The 21,569-nt window shown below is 65.5% G+C and carries 19 protein-coding genes and 1 pseudogene; 2 read left to right on the top strand and 18 right to left on the bottom strand.

Annotation, left to right across the window (positions count from 1 at the left end):
* Nucleotides 1–48: 48 nt before the first annotated feature.
* From ychF to EPO55_RS16265, 18 genes are all read right to left on the bottom strand, one after another.
* On the bottom strand, nt 49–1,146 hold the full coding sequence (gene ychF, locus EPO55_RS16350) for a redox-regulated ATPase YchF (protein WP_296338058.1): 1,098 nt from the start codon (nt 1,144–1,146) through the stop codon (nt 49–51).
* An 18-nt stretch (nt 1,147–1,164) separates the two neighbouring features.
* The gene (pth, locus tag EPO55_RS16345; protein ID WP_296338057.1) at nt 1,165–1,788 is read right to left on the bottom strand and encodes an aminoacyl-tRNA hydrolase; all 624 of its coding nucleotides are present in this window, start codon (nt 1,786–1,788) and stop codon (nt 1,165–1,167) included.
* A 27-nt stretch (nt 1,789–1,815) separates the two neighbouring features.
* Entirely contained in the window at nt 1,816–2,556 is a 741-nt protein-coding gene (locus EPO55_RS16340; RefSeq protein WP_296338055.1) for a 50S ribosomal protein L25/general stress protein Ctc, read from the bottom strand.
* 98 nt (nt 2,557–2,654) lie between these two features.
* A complete protein-coding gene (locus EPO55_RS16335) occupies nt 2,655–3,587 on the bottom strand; it encodes a ribose-phosphate pyrophosphokinase (protein ID WP_296338054.1) in 933 nt (310 codons plus the stop codon).
* Nucleotides 3,588–3,713: 126 nt separating this feature from the next.
* Complete coding sequence (locus EPO55_RS16330; RefSeq protein WP_296338052.1) at nt 3,714–4,181, bottom strand: RidA family protein; 468 nt, start codon at nt 4,179–4,181, stop codon at nt 3,714–3,716.
* Entirely contained in the window at nt 4,178–5,650 is a 1,473-nt protein-coding gene (locus EPO55_RS16325; protein WP_296338051.1) for a M81 family metallopeptidase, read from the bottom strand. Before EPO55_RS16325 ends, EPO55_RS16330 begins: the two co-directional genes overlap by 4 nt.
* A 370-nt stretch (nt 5,651–6,020) precedes the next feature.
* Nucleotides 6,021–7,646 carry an acyl-CoA dehydrogenase family protein gene (locus tag EPO55_RS16320; RefSeq protein WP_296338050.1) on the bottom strand — a complete coding sequence of 542 codons (1,626 nt, stop codon included), beginning with the start codon at nt 7,644–7,646 and terminating at the stop codon, nt 6,021–6,023.
* A gap of 141 nt (nt 7,647–7,787) precedes the next feature.
* A complete protein-coding gene (locus EPO55_RS16315; RefSeq protein ID WP_296338049.1) occupies nt 7,788–8,003 on the bottom strand; it encodes a dodecin domain-containing protein in 216 nt (71 codons plus the stop codon).
* 106 nt (nt 8,004–8,109) lie between these two features.
* Nucleotides 8,110–9,741, bottom strand: a complete 1,632-nt coding sequence (locus tag EPO55_RS16310; RefSeq protein ID WP_296338071.1) for an ABC transporter ATP-binding protein — start codon at nt 9,739–9,741, stop codon at nt 8,110–8,112.
* A gap of 11 nt (nt 9,742–9,752) precedes the next feature.
* Nucleotides 9,753–10,619, bottom strand: a complete 867-nt coding sequence (locus tag EPO55_RS16305; RefSeq protein ID WP_296338070.1) for an ABC transporter permease — start codon at nt 10,617–10,619, stop codon at nt 9,753–9,755.
* A 68-nt stretch (nt 10,620–10,687) separates the two neighbouring features.
* Nucleotides 10,688–11,629 carry an ABC transporter permease gene (locus tag EPO55_RS16300; protein WP_296338048.1) on the bottom strand — a complete coding sequence of 314 codons (942 nt, stop codon included), beginning with the start codon at nt 11,627–11,629 and terminating at the stop codon, nt 10,688–10,690.
* Nucleotides 11,630–11,684: 55 nt separating this feature from the next.
* On the bottom strand, nt 11,685–13,268 hold the full coding sequence (locus EPO55_RS16295) for an ABC transporter substrate-binding protein (RefSeq protein WP_296338047.1): 1,584 nt from the start codon (nt 13,266–13,268) through the stop codon (nt 11,685–11,687).
* A gap of 101 nt (nt 13,269–13,369) precedes the next feature.
* Nucleotides 13,370–14,956: an ABC transporter substrate-binding protein gene (locus EPO55_RS16290; protein WP_296338046.1), complete on the bottom strand. Its 1,587-nt coding sequence runs from the start codon at nt 14,954–14,956 to the stop codon at nt 13,370–13,372.
* 113 nt (nt 14,957–15,069) lie between these two features.
* Entirely contained in the window at nt 15,070–16,017 is a 948-nt protein-coding gene (locus EPO55_RS16285) for a hypothetical protein (protein ID WP_296338045.1), read from the bottom strand.
* A 54-nt stretch (nt 16,018–16,071) separates the two neighbouring features.
* A complete protein-coding gene (pgeF, locus tag EPO55_RS16280; RefSeq protein WP_296338044.1) occupies nt 16,072–16,839 on the bottom strand; it encodes a peptidoglycan editing factor PgeF in 768 nt (255 codons plus the stop codon).
* Complete coding sequence (locus EPO55_RS16275) at nt 16,836–17,918, bottom strand: SAM-dependent methyltransferase (RefSeq protein ID WP_296338041.1); 1,083 nt, start codon at nt 17,916–17,918, stop codon at nt 16,836–16,838. Before EPO55_RS16275 ends, pgeF begins: the two co-directional genes overlap by 4 nt.
* Nucleotides 17,919–17,928: 10 nt before the next feature.
* A complete protein-coding gene (lgt, locus tag EPO55_RS16270; protein WP_296338040.1) occupies nt 17,929–18,735 on the bottom strand; it encodes a prolipoprotein diacylglyceryl transferase in 807 nt (268 codons plus the stop codon).
* Nucleotides 18,736–18,862: 127 nt separating this feature from the next.
* The gene (locus EPO55_RS16265) at nt 18,863–19,315 is read right to left on the bottom strand and encodes a YbjN domain-containing protein (protein WP_296338039.1); all 453 of its coding nucleotides are present in this window, start codon (nt 19,313–19,315) and stop codon (nt 18,863–18,865) included.
* A 417-nt stretch (nt 19,316–19,732) separates the two neighbouring features.
* On the opposite strand from EPO55_RS16265, the gene EPO55_RS16260 reads away from it, so the two are divergent.
* Nucleotides 19,733–21,103 carry a CmpA/NrtA family ABC transporter substrate-binding protein gene (locus tag EPO55_RS16260; RefSeq protein ID WP_296338038.1) on the top strand — a complete coding sequence of 457 codons (1,371 nt, stop codon included), beginning with the start codon at nt 19,733–19,735 and terminating at the stop codon, nt 21,101–21,103.
* Between the two features lie 4 nt (nt 21,104–21,107).
* A pseudogene (locus EPO55_RS16255) lies at nt 21,108–21,569 on the top strand (nitrate ABC transporter, permease protein); the annotation flags it as partial.

Raw genomic sequence — 21,569 nt, 5'->3', positions numbered from 1 at the left:
TACAAGCGCTGCCGCTCGCCGGTTCAATGTGTAACGCGCCTTGGCGCGTTACACATTGAACCTGAAATGGAAGACGTCGCCGTCCTTGACGGTGTAGTCCTTGCCTTCCAGGCGAAGCCTGCCGGCATCACGCGCGCCGGCCTCGCCCTTCAGGGTCACATAGTCGTCGTAGGCGATGGTCTCGGCGCGGATGAAGCCCTTCTCGAAGTCGGTGTGGATGACCCCTGCGGCGGCGGGTGCCGTGGCTTCGCGGCGCACCGTCCAGGCCCGCGCCTCCTTCGGCCCGACCGTGAAGAAGGTCACGAGGTCGAGAAGCTGGTAACCCGCCCGCACCACACGCGCGAGGCCGGTTTCCTTTAGGCCGAGAGAGGAAAGATAGTCGTCCTGGTCTTCCGGCGGCAGCTGCGCCACTTCGGCCTCGATGGCGGCCGAGATCACCACGGCCAGCATGCCGCGTTCCTTGGCGAAGGCTTCGGCCTTGGCGCTGTGGGCATTGCCGGTGGCGGCCGAGCCTTCGTCGACGTTCAGCACGTACATCATCGGCTTGGCGGTGATGAGCTGCAGCCCGTGGAAGACCGGCCGCTCGTCGGCCGTCAGCGCCGCCTCCCGGGCGGGCTTGCCCTCGCGCAGTGCCTCGAGCGCTTTCTTGACCACCGGCGCTTCGGCGGCGGCGTCCTTGTCGCCACCCTTGGCGCGCTTCTCGAGGTTGGGCAGGCGCTTTTCCAGGCTGTCCATGTCGGCCAGCATCAGCTCGGTCTCGACGATCTCGGCGTCGCGTACCGGATCGACGCTGCCCTGGACGTGGGTCACGTCGCCGTCCTCGAAACAGCGCAGCACGTGGGCGATGGCGTCGACCTCGCGGATGTTGGCCAGGAACTGATTGCCGAGCCCTTCGCCCTTCGAGGCGCCTTTGACGAGGCCGGCGATGTCGACGAACTCGAGCTGGGTCGGGATGATCTTGGCCGACCCCGCGATTGCCGACAGCTTGTCGAGACGTGGGTCGGGCACGGCGACGCGGCCGACGTTGGGCTCGATGGTGCAGAACGGATAGTTGGCCGCCTGCGCCGCCTGCGTGGCCGTCAGCGCATTGAACAGGGTCGACTTGCCGACGTTGGGCAGGCCGACGATACCGCAATTGAAACCCATTTTGCTCTTTCTGACCGCTTACTCTCTGATGTCCAGTCTGGCCGGGAGATCGGGAGGCGGCGCGAGATGCGCCACCCGGCTCATGTATTTCTCGTCCGCCTTGGCACCGCCTTCGACCAGCAGCGCCGATTCTTCGGCCAGGGCCGACAGCACCTTCGGCACCCAGCCGGTCTTGGGATCGCGCTCATCCGGCTCGAAGTCGCGCAGGACCCAGTGCAACACCAGGTCCTTGTGGCCGGGGTGGCCGATGCCGATTCGCACCCGGCGATAGTCCTTGCCGACGTGGGCGTCGATGTCGCGCAGGCCGTTGTGGCCGCCGGCGCCGCCGCCCTTCTTCATGCGCACCTTGCCGGGTGCGATGTCGAGCTCATCGTGGAACACCACCATGCGGTCGAGCGGCACTTTCAGAAAGCGCACTGCCTCGCCCACAGCCTTGGCCGACTCGTTCATGAAGGTCATGGGCTTCAATACGATGACGCGCTCGCCGCCGAGATGACCTTCGGTCACTTCGCCGTTGAACCGTGCGCGCCAGGGCTGGAAAACACGGCGGCGGACAATCTCGTCCACCGCCATGAATCCAACGTTGTGCCGATGCCCCGCGTAGCGGGGCCCGGGGTTGCCGAGCCCGACCAGCAGGAGCATCGGACCGGCGGAACCCTGTTCCGCCGACTACTTCTTCGCCGGAGCGGGGGCCTTGCCGCCCGCCGCCGGAGCCGCAGCACCTGCCGCCGGAGCAGCACCACCCGCCGCGGGTGCAGCACCCGCCGCCGGCGCTGCCGCCGCGTCGGTCGCCGCCGCCGGAGCCGCCGCATCTGCCGCCGCCTGGGCCGCCGCTTCGCGCACCACGGTCGGTGCGGCGATCGACGCCACGGTGGCGTTCTTGTCACGGCTCACCACGCGGACGCCCTCGGGAACCGAGATCGTCGAGAGGTGGATGGAATGGCCGATTTCGAGGCCGGTCAGATCGACCTCGAAATATTCCGGGATGGCGTCGGCCTTGGTGCGCACCGTGATCTCGTGGGCCACGATGTTGAGCACGCCGCCGCGCTTGATGCCAGGCGATGCCGCTTCGTTCTTGAAGTGGACGGGGACCTGCACGGTGATGATCGACTCAGGCCCGATGCGGAGGAAGTCGAGATGGAGGGGCTTGTCCGTCACCGGGTCGACCTGCACGTCGCGCGGCAGGACCTGGTAGCCCGTGCCCTCGACGTCGATCTGCAGTCGGTGGTTGAAGTAACCTTCCTTGTGCAGTTCGCGTTCGATCGACTTCGGCTCGACCGCGATCATGACCGGGGGTTGCTTGTCGCCGTAGATCACGGCGGGAATCAGTCCCTCGCGACGGCTGGAACGGGCGCCCCCTTTGCCGGCCCGATCCCGCTTCTTCGCGACGACTTTGGTCGTCTCTGACATCTCACTTCTCCTTGGGTTGCTCTTTTCTCTCTCACTCGCGGCGCGGCCTCCAGGGGTGCCGATCGCCGGATCTCAGAACTTCTCAGTCGACCAAATCTTCAGTCGAACAAACTCGACACCGACGATTCGTCGGAAATGCGTTTCATCGCTTCGGCCATCAGCGAGGCGATGCTGAGCGGCCGCACGTTGGGCGAAATCCGCACCGCCTCGGTGGGCTGGATCGAGTCGGTGATGACCAGCTTCTCCATCGGCGAGGCGGCGACACGGGCCACGGCACCGCCCGACAGCACGCCGTGAGTGACGTAGGCGCACACCGACTTGGCGCCCTGGTCCATCAGCGCGACCGAGGCGTTGCACAGCGTGCCGGCCGAGTCGACGATGTCGTCGATCAGGATGCAGTCCTGGCCCTTCACGTCGCCGATCACGTTCATCACTTCGCTGACACCCGCCGCCTCGCGGCGCTTGTCGATGATGGCGAGATCGGCATCGATGCGCTTGGCGATGGCACGCGCGCGCACCACGCCGCCGGTGTCGGGCGAGACCACGGTGAAGCTGCGATTCTTGAGCGTCTCGTGAATGTCCTTGGAGAACACCGGGCCGGCATAGAGATTGTCGACGGGAATGTCGAAGAACCCCTGGATCTGCGCGGCGTGCAGGTCGAGCGTCAGCACGCGGTTGGCGCCGGCATGGGTCAGCAGATTGGCGACCAGCTTGGCCGAGATCGGCGTGCGTGAGCCGGTCTTGCGGTCCTGCCGGGCGTAGCCGAAGTAGGGCATCACCGCGGTGATGCGACGCGCCGAGCTGCGGCGCAGCGCATCGATGGTGATCAGCAGTTCCATCAGATGGTCGTTGGCCGGCGAGCTGGTCGACTGGAGGACGAACATGTCCTCGCCGCGCACGTTCTCCAGGATCTCGACGAAGATCTCGTTATCGGAGAAGCGACGGATGTTGGCTTTGACCAGCGGCAGCGCCAGCTTGGCGGAAATGGCTTCTGCCAGCGGTCGGTTGCTGTTGCCGGTGAGAATCTTCATGGATCGCGCCCCTCGCGCCGGGGCGGGACCTCGTTAAGTCGTTGATATTACACGACAAAACGTCCATCCCGGGCCGCGACGCGGCGGACCATACCAATGTGGGCGGGCCGTGTAAACGCCCTGTAATCAGGGCTTTTTCGGCGCGTAAAAAACACTGTCGATCTCGACGATATCGTCGTCGAACAGGCGCCGGACCTCGACCATGGTGCGCGGCGGATAGGGCGGCTTGCCCCAGAGTTCGGCCTGCGCCTTGTCGACCATGGGCGCGAACATCTTGAGGTCACTGACGTAGATCGTGAGTCGCACGCAGTCCTGCAGGCTGGCGCCCTCCGATTGGGCGATCAGCCGGATGTTGAGGAAGGCCTGGCGAATACGGGCCTGTGGATCCTGGACCAGCCTGTTGGTCGCGGGATCGACGCCTTGCATGCCGGCGACGAAGACGAAGTCGCCGGCCCTGGCGCCCAGGCTCCAGGTCCCCTCCGCCTTGATGGCGCCGGATGGATCGAGCGTCCTGACGCCGTTGGGTGACTGCGCGACGGCGACACTCGGCGCCATCGCCGTGGCCATCACGCCAAGAAGGGCGAGAGGCCTCATGCAGCGTGCGGCTGGGCCACGAACGGCCACTGCGCCTTGTCGACCTTGGTGTAGGGCAGCAGCGACCAGTCCGGCACCAGGGCGCCGGGGGCGGCGACATAGACCACTTCGCTCGCGATCGGCGCATAGGCGGCATGGAAGTGTTGCATCGACTTCACCACCACGACCTTCTTGGTCGAGGGATCGACGCCGAGCTTGGTGAAGCAGTCGAGGCTGTGGCACTGCGAGCGCTTGGTATTGACGATCACCGTCACCCCCTCGATCTGCAGGGCCGCCACGTCGCCGATCGGGTTGGTGCCTTTGCGTGCGCCGCCGAACTGGATGAAGACGTCCTTCTCGAGCTTCAGCACCTTGGCGCGGGCATCGATCGGCGGGCCCGATTGCGGCCCGAGCTTGCCGCCCAGGCGGATGTCGAGCTCGGCGCCTTCGCCGACTTCGAAAGCGAGCCTGACGGCGCCGGGATCCCAGAACATGGCAATGGCCGCGTCCTTTACCTTGCCGTCGAGCAGCGCCTTCAGGACGAAGGTCGAGTCCGAAGCGGCTCCACCGCCGGCATTGTCCGACACGTCGGCCAGCACCATGGGTTTGGGCAGATTGTGCGAATTCACGCGCGCCATGGCGGCGCCCAGCGTGACATAGGGCGGTTGCGTCGCCGCGCGCATGGCGAAGAATTCCTGCCCGAGTTCCCGTGCGAGTTTCTCGGCCTTCGGCTTGTCGCCGTCGGTGACGGCGATGACCTTGCTGCTCATCTCCTTGATGTCCGACCACGGGAAGCCGTGGGCGATCGAGAGCGAGAGCACGCCGTCCTTGCCTTCCATCGCCATGAGCTTGTCGACGAAGCCGCGCATCGGCTGGCGCGTAGTGTGGAACACGCCGATCATGCGGCAGTCCCAGGTGGCCATCACCGGCCTGGTGCGGCCTTCGATGGCGCCTTCCATGACGTTGAACAGGTCGTCGGCGCGGTCCGACACGTCGACGTGCGGGTATTCCTTGAACAGTACCAGCACTGTGGCGTCGCGCATCGTGCCCTCGCCGATATTGCAATGGAGGTCGAGCTCGACGCCGACGGGAACGCTCGGACCCACGACCTTGCGCACATGGGCGAGCAGGTCGCTTTCGCAATCGTCGTAGCCCTCCGCCACCATGGCGCCGTGCATGGAGAGGAACACGCCATCGACCGGCATCGCGGCCTTGAGGTCAGCCACGATCTCGTCGCGGAAGGCTTCGTAGACCTTCTTCACCGTCCGTCCGGCGGGCTGGGCGAAGGCGCAGAGGCTTTCCTCCACCTGCCAGCCCTTGGCCTCGGCGCGGCTGCGCCAGACAGCGAGCGGCGCGCCGAACATCGGCACGTTCGTGCCGTAGCTGCCCTTGCGGAAGAGGCAGGTCTCCTCGAAGAGCTGGTGGTCGGTCGGGATGGCGGCGAAGGTGTTGGTTTCGGTGCCGAGGCAGGCGGTAAAGATCTTTTTCATTTGTCCTTTGAGTGTCGCTCAGACAGCGACAGAAAAAAATTCCACTTTGGTGATCTTGGGCGACCCGGCCGAAGCGGGCAAGTCATTGTCCTGTCGAGCATTTCCGCCTCTCGGACCGGACATCGCCTGTCGCCTGAACAGCGACATTTTTTGACTCCGATTCTGGAATTTCTTCGGAGTGTCCGGCCGAACGTCGGTCGAGTGAAGCTGTCCGGAGAAGCTCGGTCATGCAGGCACCCTACGAAGAACCCGAAACGAAAGTCGAATCGCGGTTCTGTCGATGTCGGTCGTCGTAAGCGATTGGCGCGCAACGATGTTTTTTGAAGAGCCCTTCGTCGCGACTATTTTCCGGACAGGTTGTCGCAGCCGCTCAGGCCGCCAGCGCACGATCCATCAACTGGACCTCGGTGGTGCCGAGATCGGCAGTGCCGAACTGGGCGAAATGGCCGGCGCCCAGCCGGGTCTCGCCATAGAGCGTGGCGAACGGCGAGTTGGCGTCCACCAGGGCAGCCAGCGCGGCGATGCGGGCGAGGCCCTCGCAGACGAAGCGCACCCGGCGCTCGGCATCGGCGGATTTCAGCGTCCGTTCCAGCGCCTGGGCAAGGGGCGCCACGTTGAAGGCCTGTGAGGCGGTGCGCACCAGCCGGGACAGCGTGTCCATCGCGGCCTCGGGGTGACGGCCGGCGGCGCGCAGCACGTCGAGCGCCATGACGTTGCCCGAGCCCTCCCAGATGGCGTTGAGCGGTGCCTCGCGGTAGTAGCGGGCCAGTGGCAGGTCCTCGGTGTAACCGTTGCCACCCAGGCATTCGAGCGACTCGTAGATCACCTGCGGCGTGCTCTTGCACACCAGGAACTTTACCGCAGGCGTCAGCAGCCGGGCGTAGGCCGCGTCGCGCGGGTCCGTCGAGGCGCAATCCGCAGCGTGGGTGAGGCGGAACACCAGCGCCACCTGGGCTTCCAGTTCGAGGGCGAGGTCGGCTGCGACGGCACGCATCGCTGGCTGGTCGGCGAGCCTCTTCTGGAACACCGAGCGGTTGCGGATGTGGTGCAGCGCCTGGCTGAGCGCGATCCGCATCTGGCCGGCCGAGGCGATGGCGCAGTCGAGCCGCGTCAGGTTCACCATCTCGATGATGGTCCGCACGCCCGCACCCTCGGCGCCGACCCGCTCGGCATAGGCGGCATGGAATTCGACTTCCGACGAGGCGTTCGACTTGTTGCCGAGCTTGTCCTTCAGGCGCTGGAAGCGCAGCCCGTTGTGACTGCCGTCGGGCTTATGGCGCGGCATCAGATAGCAGGTGAGTCCACCTTCTGCCTGGGCCAGCACCAGGAAGGCATCGCACATCGGCGCCGACATGAACCACTTGTGGCCGGTGATCTCGACATGATCGCCTTTATTCGCCGCCTGGGTGATGTTGGCGCGCACGTCGGTGCCGCCCTGGCGCTCGGTCATGCCCATGCCGAGTGTGACGCCCTTCTTCTCTCGCCACGGCAAAGGCCGGGGATCGTAGTGGCGCGATTGAATTTTCGGCAGCCATTTCTTGAGCAGCCCGGGCTCCGCCCGGAGCGCGCCAATGCAGGCGTGCGTCATGGTGATGGGGCACAGGTGGCCGCTCTCGGCCTGGGTCGCGAGGTAGAGACGCACGGCGCGGGCGGCGAGCGGGCCCTTCGGATCGGTGCCGTCGTGGGCCGATGCGTGGATGCCGTGGCCGATGCTCTTGGCCATCAGTGCGTGATAGGCGGGATGAAACTCGACGAGGTCGAGGCGGTTGCCCTTGCCGTCCATCGTCCGGAGCTTGGGCGGATTCTCGTTGGCGACGCGGCCGAGATCGAGGGTCGCCGCCGAGCCGTAGTCGCGGCCGCAGGCCGACAATCCCTTGGCGTCGAGGCCAAGGCGCGACGCGGCATCGGCCAGTGGCCGGTCGGCGGTGAACAGATCGACGTCGCCGAAGGGCGGCGATTGATTGAACGAGGCGTCTTCGAGCAGGCCGGAGGACATGGGACATAGTCCCTCATGCACCTCTCCCCCGCTAGGGGGAGAGGACGGGTGAGGGGGCAGCGAAGTCTGTAACCCCCTCACCCAACCTCTCCCCCTAGCGGGGGAGAGGAATATGAAAGGTCATGAGGGTGAGGCGTTGCCTTACTCGCCGCCGCCGTACTTGAAGGAGAGCTTCACCTTGGTGCGGTAGGCCGAGACCTTGCCCTTCTCGATGACCAGGTCCTGCTCGACCACTTCGGCGACGCGCAGGTCGCGCAGCGACTTGGCTGCCCGTTCCACTGCGGCCTTCGCCGCCTTTTCCCAGGATTCGCTGCTGGTGCCGACCAGCTCGATCACCTTGTAGACACTCTCCGCCATGTGAGCCTCCCTGGACACGGTTCTGCCGTTTGATCCGGTGCCGGGTCAGGGGGAGGCTCGGCAGCGGCTGCCTAGCTGGCCTTTTCCTTGTAGCGCAGGAAGCCTATCACGCCGCGGCGAACTTGCCGAATTCCCAGTTGCGGCCGGGGGCGGCGGCGAACAGTGCCTTGGTGTAGTCGTCGCGCGGGGAGCCGAACACCTGCTCGGCCGAGCCGTATTCGACGACGCGGCCCTTGCTCATCACCGCAACGTAGTCGCAGATCTGCGCCGCCACGCGCAGGTCGTGGGTGATGAACAGCACGGCGAGATTTAGCCGGACACGGATTTCGTCGAGCAGCTCCAGCACCTGCTTCTGCACCGACACATCGAGGGCCGAGACCGCCTCGTCGGCGATCAGCAGCTCGGGCTCCATGGCGAGCGCGCGGGCGATGCAGATGCGCTGGCGCTGGCCGCCGGAGAACTGGTGCGGATAGCGGTCAAGCGAATTGGGATCGAGGCGCACGGTCTCCATCAGCTTGCGGGCACGGGCCAGCGCCTCGTCGCGCTTGAGGCCGAAGTTCATCGGCCCCTCGATGATCGACTCGCCGATGGTGATGCGTGGGTTCATCGAGCGGTAGGGGTCCTGGAAGACGATCTGCACGCGGCGGCGGTGCGGGCGGAGTTTGCCGGCCGACATGGTGGCGATCTCGGTGTCGCCCAGGAAGATCTTGCCGCCGGTCGGGTCGATCAGGCGGGCGATGCAGCGCGCCACCGTCGACTTGCCCGAGCCCGATTCGCCCACGATGCCGAGCGTCTCGCCCTTGCGGATGTCGAGGTCGACGTCGACCGCGGCCTTCACGACGCGGGCCTTCTGGAAGAAGGCACTGGCCGAGTAGGTCTTGCCGAGTTTCTCGGTGCGCAGCACGGTCGGGCCGTCCTTGCGCACGCCGCGATGCACGGGATGGATCGAGGGCACCGAGGAGATCAGCATCTTGGTGTAGGCGTGCTCGGGCCGCGACAGGATCTTCTCGGTCGGGCCCATCTCGACCAGCTCGCCCCAGCGCAGCACGGCGACACGATGGGCGATCTCGGCGACGACGCCGAAATCGTGGGTGATGAACAGCACGCCCGTGCCCTGGCCCTCCTGCAACTCGGCGATCAGCTTCAGGATCTCGGCCTGGGTGGTGACGTCGAGCGCGGTGGTCGGCTCGTCGGCGATCAGCAGGACGGGATCGAGCACCAGCGCCATGGCGATCATGATGCGCTGGCGCTGGCCGCCCGAGAGCTGGTGCGGGTAGGAGGCGTAGATGCGCTCCGGCTCCGGCAGCTTCACACGGTCGAGGATGGCGATGATCTTGGACTTGCGCTCGGCGGCGTCGAGCTGGGTGTGGGTCGCCAGCACCTCGTCGATCTGCAGGCCGCAGGTCATGACCGGATTGAGCGCCGTCATCGGCTCCTGGAAGATCATCGACATGCGCGTGCAGCGCAGTTCGCGCAGGCGCGATTCGTCGGCGGCCAGGATGTTCTCGCCCTCGAGCAGGATCTCGCCCGAACTCGGCTTCAGGGCCTTGGCGAGCAGCCCCATGATGGTGAAGGCGATCACCGACTTGCCCGAGCCGGATTCGCCCACGAGGCAGACGATCTCGCCGGGATTGACGGTGAAGCTCACTTTCTCGACGGCGTTAACGCGGTCGGCGCCAGCCGGCAGAGTGACACTCAGATTGCGGACTTCGAGGACGGGACGCTTGGTGTCGGTCATCTTGTCGGACATCAGACTTTCTTGCTCATCTTCGGATCGAGCGTGTCGCGCAGCCCGTCGCCCATGATGTTGATCGCCAGCACGGTGAGCGCGAGGAAGATGCCGGGAAAGAAGATGTTGTGCGGGAACACGCGGAACAGCGTGCGACCCTCGGCCATGATGTTGCCCCAGCTCGGGATTTCCGGCGGGATGCCGATGCCGAGGAAGCTCAGGATCGCCTCGGCGATGATGGCGGCGGCGGCGATGAAGGTGCCCTGCACGATCAGCGGCGCCACGGTATTGGGCAGGATGTGGCGGAACATCAGGGTCCAGGTCGGTGTGCCGACCGAGATGGCACCCTCGACGTAGGGTTCCTCGCGCACCGACAGCACCACCGAACGGACCAGGCGCACGACGCGCGGCACGTCGGGCACGACGATGGCGAAGATCACGGTGATGAGGCCAGCGCGCCAGATCGAAACCAGGGCGATGGCGAGCAATATGCCCGGTATCGCCATCAGCCCGTCCATTATTCGCATGATGATGCCGTCAGCCCATCGCACGTAGCCAGACACCAGGCCGATCACGAGCCCGATGGCGATCGAGGCGACGGCGACGGCCACGCCGATCACCAAGGACACGCGCGTACCGTAGAGAACGCGGCTATAGACGTCGCGCCCGAGGCTGTCGGTGCCCATGAGCACCACGCGCTTGGCGGTCTGGCCGTCATCGAGGCGGAAGGTGATCTCGGTGCCCGGCTTCTTGTTGCGCGCAGCCGGATCGATGCGGGTCGGATCCACCGTCCCCAGGAATGGCGCCAGGATGGCTATCACCAGCATGACCAGCAGGATGGCCCCGCCGAAGATGACGGCGGTGTTGCGCACGGCAAGGGCCCACAAGCTCTTGCGCTTGGTCGATGCCGCCGCGATGGAGGCGGAGTCGACGATCTCTTCGGGGGTGATCGCGCTCAATACCGGATCCTCGGGTCGAACAGGGTGTAACTGATATCAATCAACAGGTTGATCACGACATAGACCACCGAGAACAACAGGATGACGGTCTGGATGGTCGGGAAGTCACGGCTCAGCACGGCCTCGACGGTGAGCCGGCCCAGGCCGGGCAGGCCGTAGACGCTCTCGGTCACGACGGCGCCGCCGATCAGGCCGGCGATGCCGAGGCCGATCACGGTCAGGATCGGCACGGCGGCGTTGCGCAGCGCGTGCCGCATCAGCACGACGCGATTGGAAAGCCCCTTGGCACGGGCGGTGCGGATGTAATCCTCGTTGAGCACCTCGAGCACACTGGCGCGCGTCATGCGGGCGATCAGGGCGACGAAGACCACGGCGAGCGTGACGCTGGGCAGGACCATGCGCTCGAGGAAACCCCAGAAGTTGACGCCGATACGGACGTATCCCTGCACCGGCAGCCAGCCGAGTTCGATGGCGAAGACGTAGATCAGGCAATAGCCGATCACGAACACCGGCACCGAAAAGCCCATGACCGAGAAGCCCATGACGAAGCGGTCGACCAGCGAGCCGTGGCGGTAAGCCGCGAGAACACCCATCGGCACGGCAACGGCGACGGCGATCACCAGGGTGCAGATGGCCAGCGCCAGGGTCGGTTCGACACGCTGGGCGATCAGTTCGGCCACGGTCTTCTTGAAGAAGAAGCTTTCGCCGAAATTGCCCTGGAGGATGTTGCCGATCCAGATGACGAACTGCGTCCAGATAGGCTCGTCGAGCCCGAGCTTGTTGCGGATGTCGGCGATCTGGTCGGACGTGGCGTTGTCGCCGGCGATCACCGCCGCCGGATCGCCCGGTGTCAGGCGCAGCATGAGGAAGACGAAAACCGCCACCACCGTCAGAACGGGAATGATGGCGATGAGACGACGGATGATGAAATCGAGCATTGGTTCCCAATCGGAGGATCGTCCCGGGCGGCGGTTGCCGCCCGGGACGTCGTCGTTACTTCTTCTCGATGTTCCACATCACCGGCACCGGCGCCTTGAGCCAGCCCGAGACGTTGGAGCGCATGGCGCCCGGGCCGTACCACTGGCCGAGCCAGCCGAATTGTGCCGTCTCGAGCGCGCGCGCTTGGATGGCTATGGCCAGCGCCCTGCCCTTGGCCGGATCGGTTTCCTTGGCGTAGTCGTCGCGCATCTTTTCCATCTGCGGATCGGTCGGCCAGCCGAACCACGACGACTTCTCGCCGTTGGCGACGAAGTAGGAGTTGGAGATCGGGTTCAGCGCGTCGGCCGACACCGAGAAGGTATGGAAGACGTTCCAGCCGCCGGCCTGCGGGGATTCCTTCCTCGTGCGACGGTTGACCAGCGTCTGCCAGTCCATCGCCTGCATGTCGACCTTGAAGCCGCCCTGCTCGAGCAGTGCCTTGGTGACCGGCGCCATGTTGGTCAGCACCGGCAGCGTCGTCGACTGCATCAGCACGATCGGTGTGCCGTCGTATCCCGCCTCCTTCAGGAGTGCCTTGGACTTCTCGAAGTCGGGCTTGATCAGCAGGCCCTTGGTGTCCTCCGATGCGTTCGGTGTGCCGCAGATGAAGGCGGCGGCGCAGATCTTGTAGTAGGCGGCATCGCCGATGGTGGCCTTGAGGTAATCCTCCTGGCGCATCGAGTAGAGCGCAGCGAGCCGCACCTTGGGGTTATCGAACGGCTTCTGCAGGTGATTGAAGCGGATGATGAAAACGTGACCAAGCGGATTCCAGTCGACCAGGGTGACGTTCTTGTCCTTCTTGAGGATGGGGATCAGATCGTGCGGCAGTTGCTCGATCACGTCGATTTCGCCGGCGATCATCGCGTTGACCTGCTGCTGCACGTCAGGCATCTCGATGATCTCGACGCGGTCGACCTTGACGACCTTGCCGCCGGCCAGCCCAGACGCGGGCTCAGCTCTCGGTTTGTATTTCGGGTTCTTGTTGTAGACGTGTTTCTCGCCGGGCTTGGATTCGGCCGTGACATAGATGAACGGGCCCGAGCCGACATACTTGTCGATCTGCTTGAAGGCGTCGGTCGCCGCGACATCCTTCGGCATCATGAAGGGCACGTTCGAGCTCGGCTTGCCGAGCGTGTCGAGCACAAGGCCGTACGGCTCCTTCAGTATCATCTGGAAGGTCTTGTCGTTGGTGACCTTGAACTCCTTCACGAAGTCCATGAGCTTGGTGCCCATGGCGTCGCGCTTGCCCCAGCGCTGCAGCGAGGCGACGCAGTCCTCCGAGGTCACCGGCTTGCCGTCGTGCCATTCCAGCCCGTCGCGCAGGGTGAAGGTCCACACCGTCTTGTCGGGCGACACCTCGTACTTGTCGACCATCTGCGGCTTCACCGCGTTGTTCTCGTCGGACGCGAACAGCGTGTCGTAGATGAAGTAGCCGTGGTTGCGCGTGACGTAGGCCGTCGTCTGGATCGGGTCGAGGATCGTCAGGTTGCCATTCTGCACGAATTTCAGGACCTTGCCCTGGGCCAGTACCGGCCCGGCTGCCGCCACGACCGCGCCGGCAGCCATCGCCGCAAGCATTCGTCTCGTTATTGATTTCATCTGAGCCCCTCCAGTTTACTCCCCATCGAAGAAGGCGGATCCCCACCCGCCCTCATCGATGGGCGCGCGGGGCCGAGGCCCCGCGCGCGTCTCGCTTGCTCTCACTTCTTCGTCACGTTCCAGAACACGGTAACCGGCGCCTCGATGTTGCCGGAGACCGTGTTGCGCAGCGCGAACGGCGAATACCACTGTCCGAGGTGGACGTGGGTCGGATACTCCGTCACGCGCACCTGCACGGCCTCGGCGATCGCCTTCTGCTTGGCCGCATCGGTTTCCGTGGCGTAGTCATTGCGTAGCTTCTGGATGGTCTCGTCGCACGGCCAGCCGAACATGGCCTTGTCGCAACCAGCGTTGAAGAAACCGGCCATCACCGGGTTGAGTACGTCGGCTGCGACCCATGAGGTGAGGAAGGCGCTCCAGCCGCCCTTGTCCAGCGGATCCTTCTTGGAGCGGCGGCTGACCAGGGTCTGCCAGTCCATCGATTGCATGTCGACCTTGAGGCCGCCCTTCTCCAACAGGTTCTTGGCGACGGGGGCGAGATTGGTCAGCACGGCAAGGTCGGTCGACTGCATCAGCACGATCGGCGTGCCGTCATAGCCCGCCTCCTTCAGAAGCGCCTTCGACTTCTCGAAGTTGGAGTTGAGCTTGTCCTCCCAGCCCTTGAAGGTCTGCAGCGGCGTGCCGCAGATGAACATCGCCTTGCATTCCTTGTACCACTTCGGATCGCCGATCACGGCGTCGAGGAAGTCCTTCTGGTTCAGGGCGTAGAGAACGGCCTGGCGGACCTTCGCGTTGTCGAAGGGCTTGTGAAGGACGTTGAAGCGGAACGTGTACTGGTTGCCGAGCGGGTTGGCGTTGAACAGCTTGACGTTCTTGTCCTTGGCCAGAACCGGCAGAAGGTCGTGCGGCGGCGATTCGATCATGTCGATCTCGCCGGCCAGCAGCGCGTTGACCGTGGTCTGGTGGTCGCCCAGAACGCGCCACTCGACGCGATCGACCTTCACCACCTTGCCGCCGGCCAGGCCGGAGGCCGGCTCGCTGCGCGGCTTGTACTTGGGATTCTTGACGTAGACCGTCTTCTCGCCCGGCTTCCATTCGTCGAGCTTGAAGATGAAGGGGCCGGAGCCGATCACGTCCTCGGCCTTGATCTGCGTGTTGGGATCGGTCGCCGCGACCCGCGCCGGCATCATGAACGGCACGTTCGAGGAAGGCTTGCCCAGCGACTGCAGGACGAGGCCGTACGGTTCCTTCAAGGTCATCGTGAACGTCTTGGCGTTCACCGCTTTCATGTCCGTGACGCGGGCCAGCAGCGCCTGGCCCATCGAATCCTTGGCGCCCCAGCGCTTGATCGAGGCGATGCAGTCCTCGGAGGTCACCGGCTTGCCGTCGTGCCACTCGAGTCCGTCGCGCAGGGTGAATGTGTAGGTGAGCTTGTCGCCCGAGACGTCGAACTTCTCGAGCATCTGGGGCTTCACCTCCAGCTTGTCATCCATCGAGAACAGCGTGTCCCAGACGAGATAGCCGTGGTTGCGAACGATGTAGGCAGTGGTCCAGATCGGGTCGAGGATCTTGAGATCCGAATGCATCACAACGTTGAGCGTCTGTGCGCCAGCCGGCACTGCTCCCAGCAGTCCGCCTAAGCTTGCGGCCGCCACGATGGCGGCAGCCGACTTCCTGAAATCGAACATCGGTGACGTCTCCCTACTGTGCGGTCAGTCTGTGCAAGAATCGAGCCGCTGGCGCAGACAGTAGCAGCCGAAGGCCCCCCTCTGACAAGCCGATTCAGGGAATGCAGCGCCTTCTAACGCGGCCGATTGAGTGCCTTTTCGAGCAGTTCGAGGACACCCTCCGATGCCGCCGTTGCGACAATGTCGCCGAATCCCGCCCACGAGCCCTTGGCGGCGGCGAGCGGCACGGGATTGGACTGCTCGATGTCGCCCACGGTCTTGCCCGCCGGGTCCTTGAGCGTCCATTTGATGGCGAGCGTGCCGATCTTCTCGTCGGTCGGCGTCAGGCTCACCGTGGCGACCACGACGAAGGTCTCCTCGCCGGCTGTATCGACGATGACGATCTTGCTCGAGCCCAGCGCGCGGCGCATGCCGGAAAAGAGCTGGCGATTGCCGTCGGAGGGCGCCCCGGTGATCGCGCCCACCATCACCTTGACCTGCGGCTCTTTCGAATTCGAGGCGGCGACGGGCGTCATGCCGGGGATGGCCGTGGTTGGCTCCGCCACTTCGAGCGGCACGCTGACGCCGGCAGCGACCTGGCCGGGCGAGCGCGGCTGGAAGGTGGGCGGCCGGCCGATCAGGGTGGCGATCCGGGGCGCTGCCTGCTGGGCGATGCGCGAGATCAGCTTGTCACTGGCTTCGGCATAGTCCTCGCCGCGCGTACGCGTGCGGCTGACGGCTGGCTCTTGCGCCGCCGGCTTGCCCTCGATGCGCCAGTCGATCTGGATCTCGATGCCTTCGCCCGCGTCGCGCGTGCTCATCACGCCGCCGACCTGCACCGGCGCCTCGGCGGGCTGGACCACGGCCATCACGCCGTAGGACTGCATCTCGATGGCGAGCGCCGCCGCGAGCCGCGAGCCCATCTCGCGCGGCATGTTCCGTGGCGCGCCGATGGCCAGTTCGATCTTGTCGAGCGGTGAGCGATAGGGCGCGGCATCGGAGCTGACGGCTTCGAACGGTCGGGAACCCGTGCTGCACGCCGCCAGCAGGACGGCGCAGAGAAGACTCACAACATGACGCATGTCGCGACAAGTCCGAGCAGGCAGCAGAACATCAGGATGATCAGATAGGGCACGTCAGGTCTCGAGGGCGATCGCCGACAGGCCCCGGCCGTAGTCGCGCACGCCCGAGAGGGTGTTGCGCCGGTAGCTGAAGAAATCCTCGGTGGCCGAGAGCGTGTCATGGCCGGTCGCGGCGACCGCGACGCCGTTGCGGGCAATGCGGTGCACGAGATAGCCCGGCAGGTCGAACATGAAGTGGCCGCTGCGGGAGGCGGCGCGGAAGAACGCGGCATTGGCCTCGTCCTGGGCCAGGAACGGCGCAGGAAATTCCGGTCCGACCTCATAGGAGCCGGGTCCGATGCAGGGGCCGACCGCGACCTGGATGCGTTCGCGGCGAGCGCCGAGCTTTTCCATGGCGGCGATGGTCGTGTCGACGACGCCGCCCAGCGCGCCCTTCCAGCCGGCATGTGCGGCACCGATCACGCCGGCACCGGCATCGGCCAGCAGCACGGGCGCGCAGTCGGCCGCCATCACGCCCAGCATGACGCCCGGCCGGTCGGTCACGAGGCCATCGGCCTTGGGCGCGCCCGGAGAACTCCAGCGTTCGTCGGTTACGGTCAGCACGTCGGTCGAATGGATCTGGTGCAGGGTCTGGAGATCGGGTTCACCCAGGCCAAAATGTTCGGCCACGCGGCGGCGATTCTCGCGCACGTTCGCCGGGTCATCGGCCGAGCCATAGCCGCAGTTGAGCGACGAAAACAGGCCGGCGCTGACACCGCCGCGGCGGGTGAAGAAACGGTGTTGCACGCCGTCGAGGTCGGCAAGCATTCTGGCCTGGATCATGTCGCGTCCGAGGGGATGTCCGAAAAGCCGGCCGGCGCGGCGCTTCTAGTGTCGCCCACGGCCAGAACGCGGAAGAGGGTGCCCATTTGGTCGGGCGCGATCAAGCGCGCGAGTGCCGCGTCGATGACGCGGCCCTGCTCGGGGCTCGCCTGTCGCTTCAAGGCGTGTGCACGCCGGGCGATTCCCAGGCGGCGCAGGAAGTCGCCCTGGGTCGCCGGCCCGAAGGTGGGCACGCCTGCGGCGGCGGCCAGGGCCGCGAAGTCGACGTGTGCGCTCAAGTCGGTCTCGCCGGGCCGGTCGAGAATGCCCGCGCCGCGATGGCCGCGCACGGCCTGCAGCGAACTGCCGAGGGTGGAACCGTCGTAGCCATAGTCGACAATCAGCGCCCAACCGCCGTCTCGGTGCAGGCGCGCGCCGATGGCGGCGGCGAGTGCGCGGCCCGCCTCGGAGATTTCCGCCTCCGCGCCGGCCGGCGCGTCGGGCAGCACCGCGGCAAACGGCGTGAGGCCGGGGGTAAGGGCCAGCCGCAAGGTACCGTCGGGCGCGAGGCCGACCATGCGTTCGCGCCATCCCTGGGCCGTCCGGTGGAACTGGCGCACGGGGAGTGCGTCGAAGAACTCGTTGGCGATCAACAGCAGCGGTCCGGCGGGCACGTCGTCGAAGCGCTCGTGCCAGGTCGGGGCGAAGCCCGCGAGGGCGGCGCGCTGAGCGGTCCTGAGCGGCACGCTGGTCTCGACGAGATGGAGGTCGAGGGCGGCATGGAAGCCCGGCACGCCGCGGGTGGCGCGCAGTGCATCGGCCATCAATGTCCCACGGCCAGGCCCGAGTTCGACCAGCCGGACGGGCGCGGGCCGCCCCATCGCCAGCCAGCGTTCGGCCAGCCACGCGCCCAGGAGTTCGCCGAACATCTGGGAGATTTCGGGTGCCGTTGTGAAGTCGCCCTGAGCGCCCAAAGGCACGGCGCGGCGGTAGTAGCCGAGGCGGGGATGGCCCAGTGCTTCGGCCATGAAGTCAGCGATCGAGATCGGCCCGGTGAGCGCAATGCGGTGCGCAATCAGGCGCCCGAGTTCCGTGGTCACGGCCCCTCGATCACGGCAGTGCGGGTCGCCGGTATGCGCGGGCGATCAGCCAGCCGCCGAAGGCGAGCATGGGGACCGACAGCAGCATGCCCATGGTGATCGGCCCCCATAGATAGCCGAGATGGGCATCGGGCTCGCGGAAGAATTCGCCGGCGATTCGCGCGACGCCGTAGCCGGCGCAGAAGACGCCGGTCAGCAGCCCGGGGCGGCGGCGGCCATCGGCCAGCTTCCACACCGCGGCGACGAGCAGCACCAGCAGCACGCCCTCGAAGAAGGCCTGATAGAGCTGGCTGGGATGGCGCGGCAGCGGGCCACCGCGCGGGAAGATCATGGCCCACTGGACGTCGCTCACGCGGCCCCACAGCTCGCCGTTAATGAAGTTCGCCAAGCGCCCGAAGAACAGGCCGATCGGCGCCACGATGGCCACGAGATCGGACAGCATGAAGGGGTCGGTCTTGTTGCGGAGAGCGAAGGCCAGGATGGCGGCGATCACGCCCAACAGCCCGCCGTGGAACGACATGCCGCCTTCCCACAAGGTCAGCATCGCCAGTGGATGCTCAAGGTAGAAGCCTGGCTTGTAGAACAGCACGTAGCCGATGCGGCCGCCCAGGATGACGCCCAGCGCCGCCCACAGCAGGAAGTCGTCGATCTTGACCGGCGACAGGACCCTGGGCGGCTGGGCGCACACACGCCGCATGACCTGCCAGCCGATGACGAGGCCGGCGATGTAGGCCAGCGCGTACCAGCGGATGGCGAAGGGCCCGAGCTGGATCAGCACCGGGTCGATTTCGGGATAGGGGATCAGAAGGGGTGTCATGTGGTGCGACGGTTATAGCCCAAAATGGATGCGGCGCCGGCCTGGGGGGCCGGCGCCGCGGGGACGATCCGAACAGTGACGTTTATTTTTTTACGAGAGGGGGCGTCGGATGGTCCCTTTTTCCGGATCAGGCTTCGCCGACCGTCTCGAGGATCGAGGCGGTGAGCGCGTCGGCGGGCGTCTTGCCGGCCCACACGACGTACTGAAAGGCGGGGTAGAAGCGCTCGCTTTCGGTGATCGCCACCTCGACGAGGTCGTTCAACTGGTCGGGCATGAGGCCGGAGGTGCCGCGCAGCGGGATGGCATGGCGGAACATCGGCAGGCCTTCCTCGGTCCACAGATCGAAGTGGCCGAGCCACATCTTCTCGTTGATCAGGGCCAGCAGGACGTGGATTTCATTGTGGCGTTCCGCCGGGATGCGGACATCGTAGGCGCAGGTGAAATGCAGCGCCTCGACATCGTCGCGCCAGCTGAAGAACATGCGGTAGTCGCACCAGCGGCCGGCAACCTCGACGGCAATTTCCCGGTCCGACGTTCGGTCGAAGGGCCAATCATTGTCGGAGACGACTCTTTCGATCATCTCCAGAGGGTTCAAATCGACTTTTCGCCTGGTCCGCTCGTGTCGCGATAACGCCATCGACCCACTCCCCAACCATTTCCGCCATGCGGTTCCTAGGGGAACCATTCTTGAGGCGGGTGGCCGATATATCGTGGTGGGCACCCAACAACCCACAAGCGGTAGCCTGCCATAAGGGTGAGTTGGGGCGCAATAAGAAATGAAGCGGAAATCGGGGAAAGAGTCAGCGATTCCATAAATTTAATCCCCAGCGCTAAGATTCGAGTCGCAGAATTTCGCATAACGAATCGGGCAAGAATGCCCTGTTTCTGGGCAATTGTGGCCTCGACCTGCGGATTGTCTGCGGTTTTCGCATATCCGGCATCCTTGGCATGCCGCTTGCTTCCTCAGGGCCCAAGCGCTGAAGCGCACGGAGGAAGCATGTCGATTTTCAAGGACCCGTTCGATCCCAAGGCCCTCTTCAAGCGGCGCTGCGGCTGCGGCGGCAATCACACGGCCGCCGATCATGCCCGGCTGACGGCCGAGGCGGTGCCGGCCGGCGAGGAGACGCAGTGGAACCGGGTCGTGGATGCCGCCGTCCTGCAGGCGGTCTTCCCGGTCGATGCCCAGCGCCGGCTGTTTTTGAAGACGGTCGGCGCATCGACGGCGCTGGCGGCGATCTCGTCGGTCTTTCCGCTCGGCGCCGCCCGTGAGGCCTTTGCCCAGGGGGGGGCGCTGGAGAAGAAGGACCTCAAGGTCGGCTTCATCCCGATCACCTGCGCCACGCCGATCATCATGGCCCATCCCATGGGCTTCTATTCCAAGCACGGCCTCAACGTCGAAGTCGTGAAGACGGCGGGCTGGGCGGTGATCCGCGACAAGTCGCTGGCCAAGGAATACGACGCCGCGCACATGCTCTCGCCGATGCCGCTCGCCATCTCGCTGGGCGTCGGCTCGAATCCGGTGCCGTGGACCATGCCGGCGATCGAGAACATCAACGGCCAGGCGATCACGCTCGCCAACAAGCACAAGGACAAGCGAAACCCGAAGGACTGGAAGGGCTTCCGCTTCGCCGTGCCGTTCGACTTCTCGATGCACAACTACCTGCTGCGCTACTACGTGGCCGAGCACGGCCTCGATCCCGACAAGGACATATCGATCCGCTCGGTGCCGCCGCCGGAGATGGTGGCCAACCTGCGCGCCGACAATATCGATGGCTATCTCGGCCCCGATCCCTTCAACCAGCGCGCCGTCTACGACGGCATCGGCTTCATCCACCTGCTGACCAAGGAACTGTGGGACGGCCATCCCTGCTGCGCCTTCACGGTCAGCAAGGAGTTCGCGACCCAGAATCCCAACAGCTACCGGGCGCTCTTGAAGTCGATCATCGAGGCGACGGCTTTCGCCCACAAAGCGGAGAACCGCAAGGAAATCGCCAAGGCGATCGCGCCGCAGAACTACCTGAACCAGCCCGAGACGGTGCTGGAGCAGATCCTGACCGGCACCTATGCCGATGGGCTCGGCGGCGTGAAGAAGGATCCCAACCGCATCGACTTCGATCCCTTCCCGTGGAACCAGTTCGCGATCTGGATCCTGACGCAGATGAAGCGCTGGGGTCAGCTCAAGACCGATGTCGACTACGCCAAGGTCGCCTCCGACGTCTACCTCGCCACCGACACCGCCAGGATGATGAAGGAGATGGGCCTCACCCCGCCCGATCCGGCGAAGAAGACCATCGTGGTCATGGGCAAGCCGTTCGATCCCGCCAAGCCCGCCGAATACATCAACAGCTTCGCCATCAAGCGGACGTGACGCCATGACGGCGTTCAAGAACTCGCTCAGCTTGCGGGCGGGCCTGTTGTCGCTGCTGATCTTCGTGGCCATCGTCGGCATCTGGCAGATCGCCACCATGCCGACGGCGGGCACCGGCCCGGCGATGGATCCGGAATACGCCAAGCTTGTAGGCGCCGCGGCCGCCACCGGCTCCAAGTCGGCGATGCCGACGCCGGCCGACATCGGCGCGACGATCTGGCATCACCTGCTCGATCCCTTCTACATCCGCGGCAGCAACGACAAGGGCATCGGCATCCAGCTCGCCTATTCGCTGGGCCGCGTGCTGCTGGGCTTTGGCCTCGCGGCCCTGGTCGCGGTGCCCCTTGGCTTCCTGATCGGCATGTCGCCGCTGGTCTATCGCGCGCTCGATCCCTTCATCCAGATCCTGAAGCCGGTGTCGCCGCTCGCCTGGATGCCCTTGGCGCTCTACACCATCAAGGACAGC

This window comes from Reyranella sp. (assembly GCF_004296935.1).
Taxonomy (GTDB): domain Bacteria; phylum Pseudomonadota; class Alphaproteobacteria; order Reyranellales; family Reyranellaceae; genus Reyranella.
Note: the sequence above shows the minus strand (reverse complement) of the source record. Positions and strands in the feature narration are given on the sequence as shown.

Coding starts and splice junctions, on each gene's coding strand:
- ychF (WP_296338058.1), bottom strand. CDS start 1,146: ATGGGTTTCAATTGCGGTATCGTCGGCCTGCCCAACGTCGGCAAGTCG.
- pth (WP_296338057.1), bottom strand. CDS start 1,788: ATGCTCCTGCTGGTCGGGCTCGGCAACCCCGGGCCCCGCTACGCGGGG.
- EPO55_RS16340 (WP_296338055.1), bottom strand. CDS start 2,556: ATGTCAGAGACGACCAAAGTCGTCGCGAAGAAGCGGGATCGGGCCGGC.
- EPO55_RS16335 (WP_296338054.1), bottom strand. CDS start 3,587: ATGAAGATTCTCACCGGCAACAGCAACCGACCGCTGGCAGAAGCCATT.
- EPO55_RS16330 (WP_296338052.1), bottom strand. CDS start 4,181: ATGAGGCCTCTCGCCCTTCTTGGCGTGATGGCCACGGCGATGGCGCCG.
- EPO55_RS16325 (WP_296338051.1), bottom strand. CDS start 5,650: ATGAAAAAGATCTTTACCGCCTGCCTCGGCACCGAAACCAACACCTTC.
- EPO55_RS16320 (WP_296338050.1), bottom strand. CDS start 7,646: ATGTCCTCCGGCCTGCTCGAAGACGCCTCGTTCAATCAATCGCCGCCC.
- EPO55_RS16315 (WP_296338049.1), bottom strand. CDS start 8,003: ATGGCGGAGAGTGTCTACAAGGTGATCGAGCTGGTCGGCACCAGCAGC.
- EPO55_RS16310 (WP_296338071.1), bottom strand. CDS start 9,741: ATGACCGACACCAAGCGTCCCGTCCTCGAAGTCCGCAATCTGAGTGTC.
- EPO55_RS16300 (WP_296338048.1), bottom strand. CDS start 11,629: ATGCTCGATTTCATCATCCGTCGTCTCATCGCCATCATTCCCGTTCTG.
- EPO55_RS16295 (WP_296338047.1), bottom strand. CDS start 13,268: ATGAAATCAATAACGAGACGAATGCTTGCGGCGATGGCTGCCGGCGCG.
- EPO55_RS16290 (WP_296338046.1), bottom strand. CDS start 14,956: ATGTTCGATTTCAGGAAGTCGGCTGCCGCCATCGTGGCGGCCGCAAGC.
- EPO55_RS16285 (WP_296338045.1), bottom strand. CDS start 16,017: ATGCGTCATGTTGTGAGTCTTCTCTGCGCCGTCCTGCTGGCGGCGTGC.
- pgeF (WP_296338044.1), bottom strand. CDS start 16,839: ATGATCCAGGCCAGAATGCTTGCCGACCTCGACGGCGTGCAACACCGT.
- lgt (WP_296338040.1), bottom strand. CDS start 18,735: ATGACACCCCTTCTGATCCCCTATCCCGAAATCGACCCGGTGCTGATC.
- EPO55_RS16265 (WP_296338039.1), bottom strand. CDS start 19,315: ATGATCGAAAGAGTCGTCTCCGACAATGATTGGCCCTTCGACCGAACG.
- EPO55_RS16260 (WP_296338038.1), top strand. CDS start 19,733: ATGTCGATTTTCAAGGACCCGTTCGATCCCAAGGCCCTCTTCAAGCGG.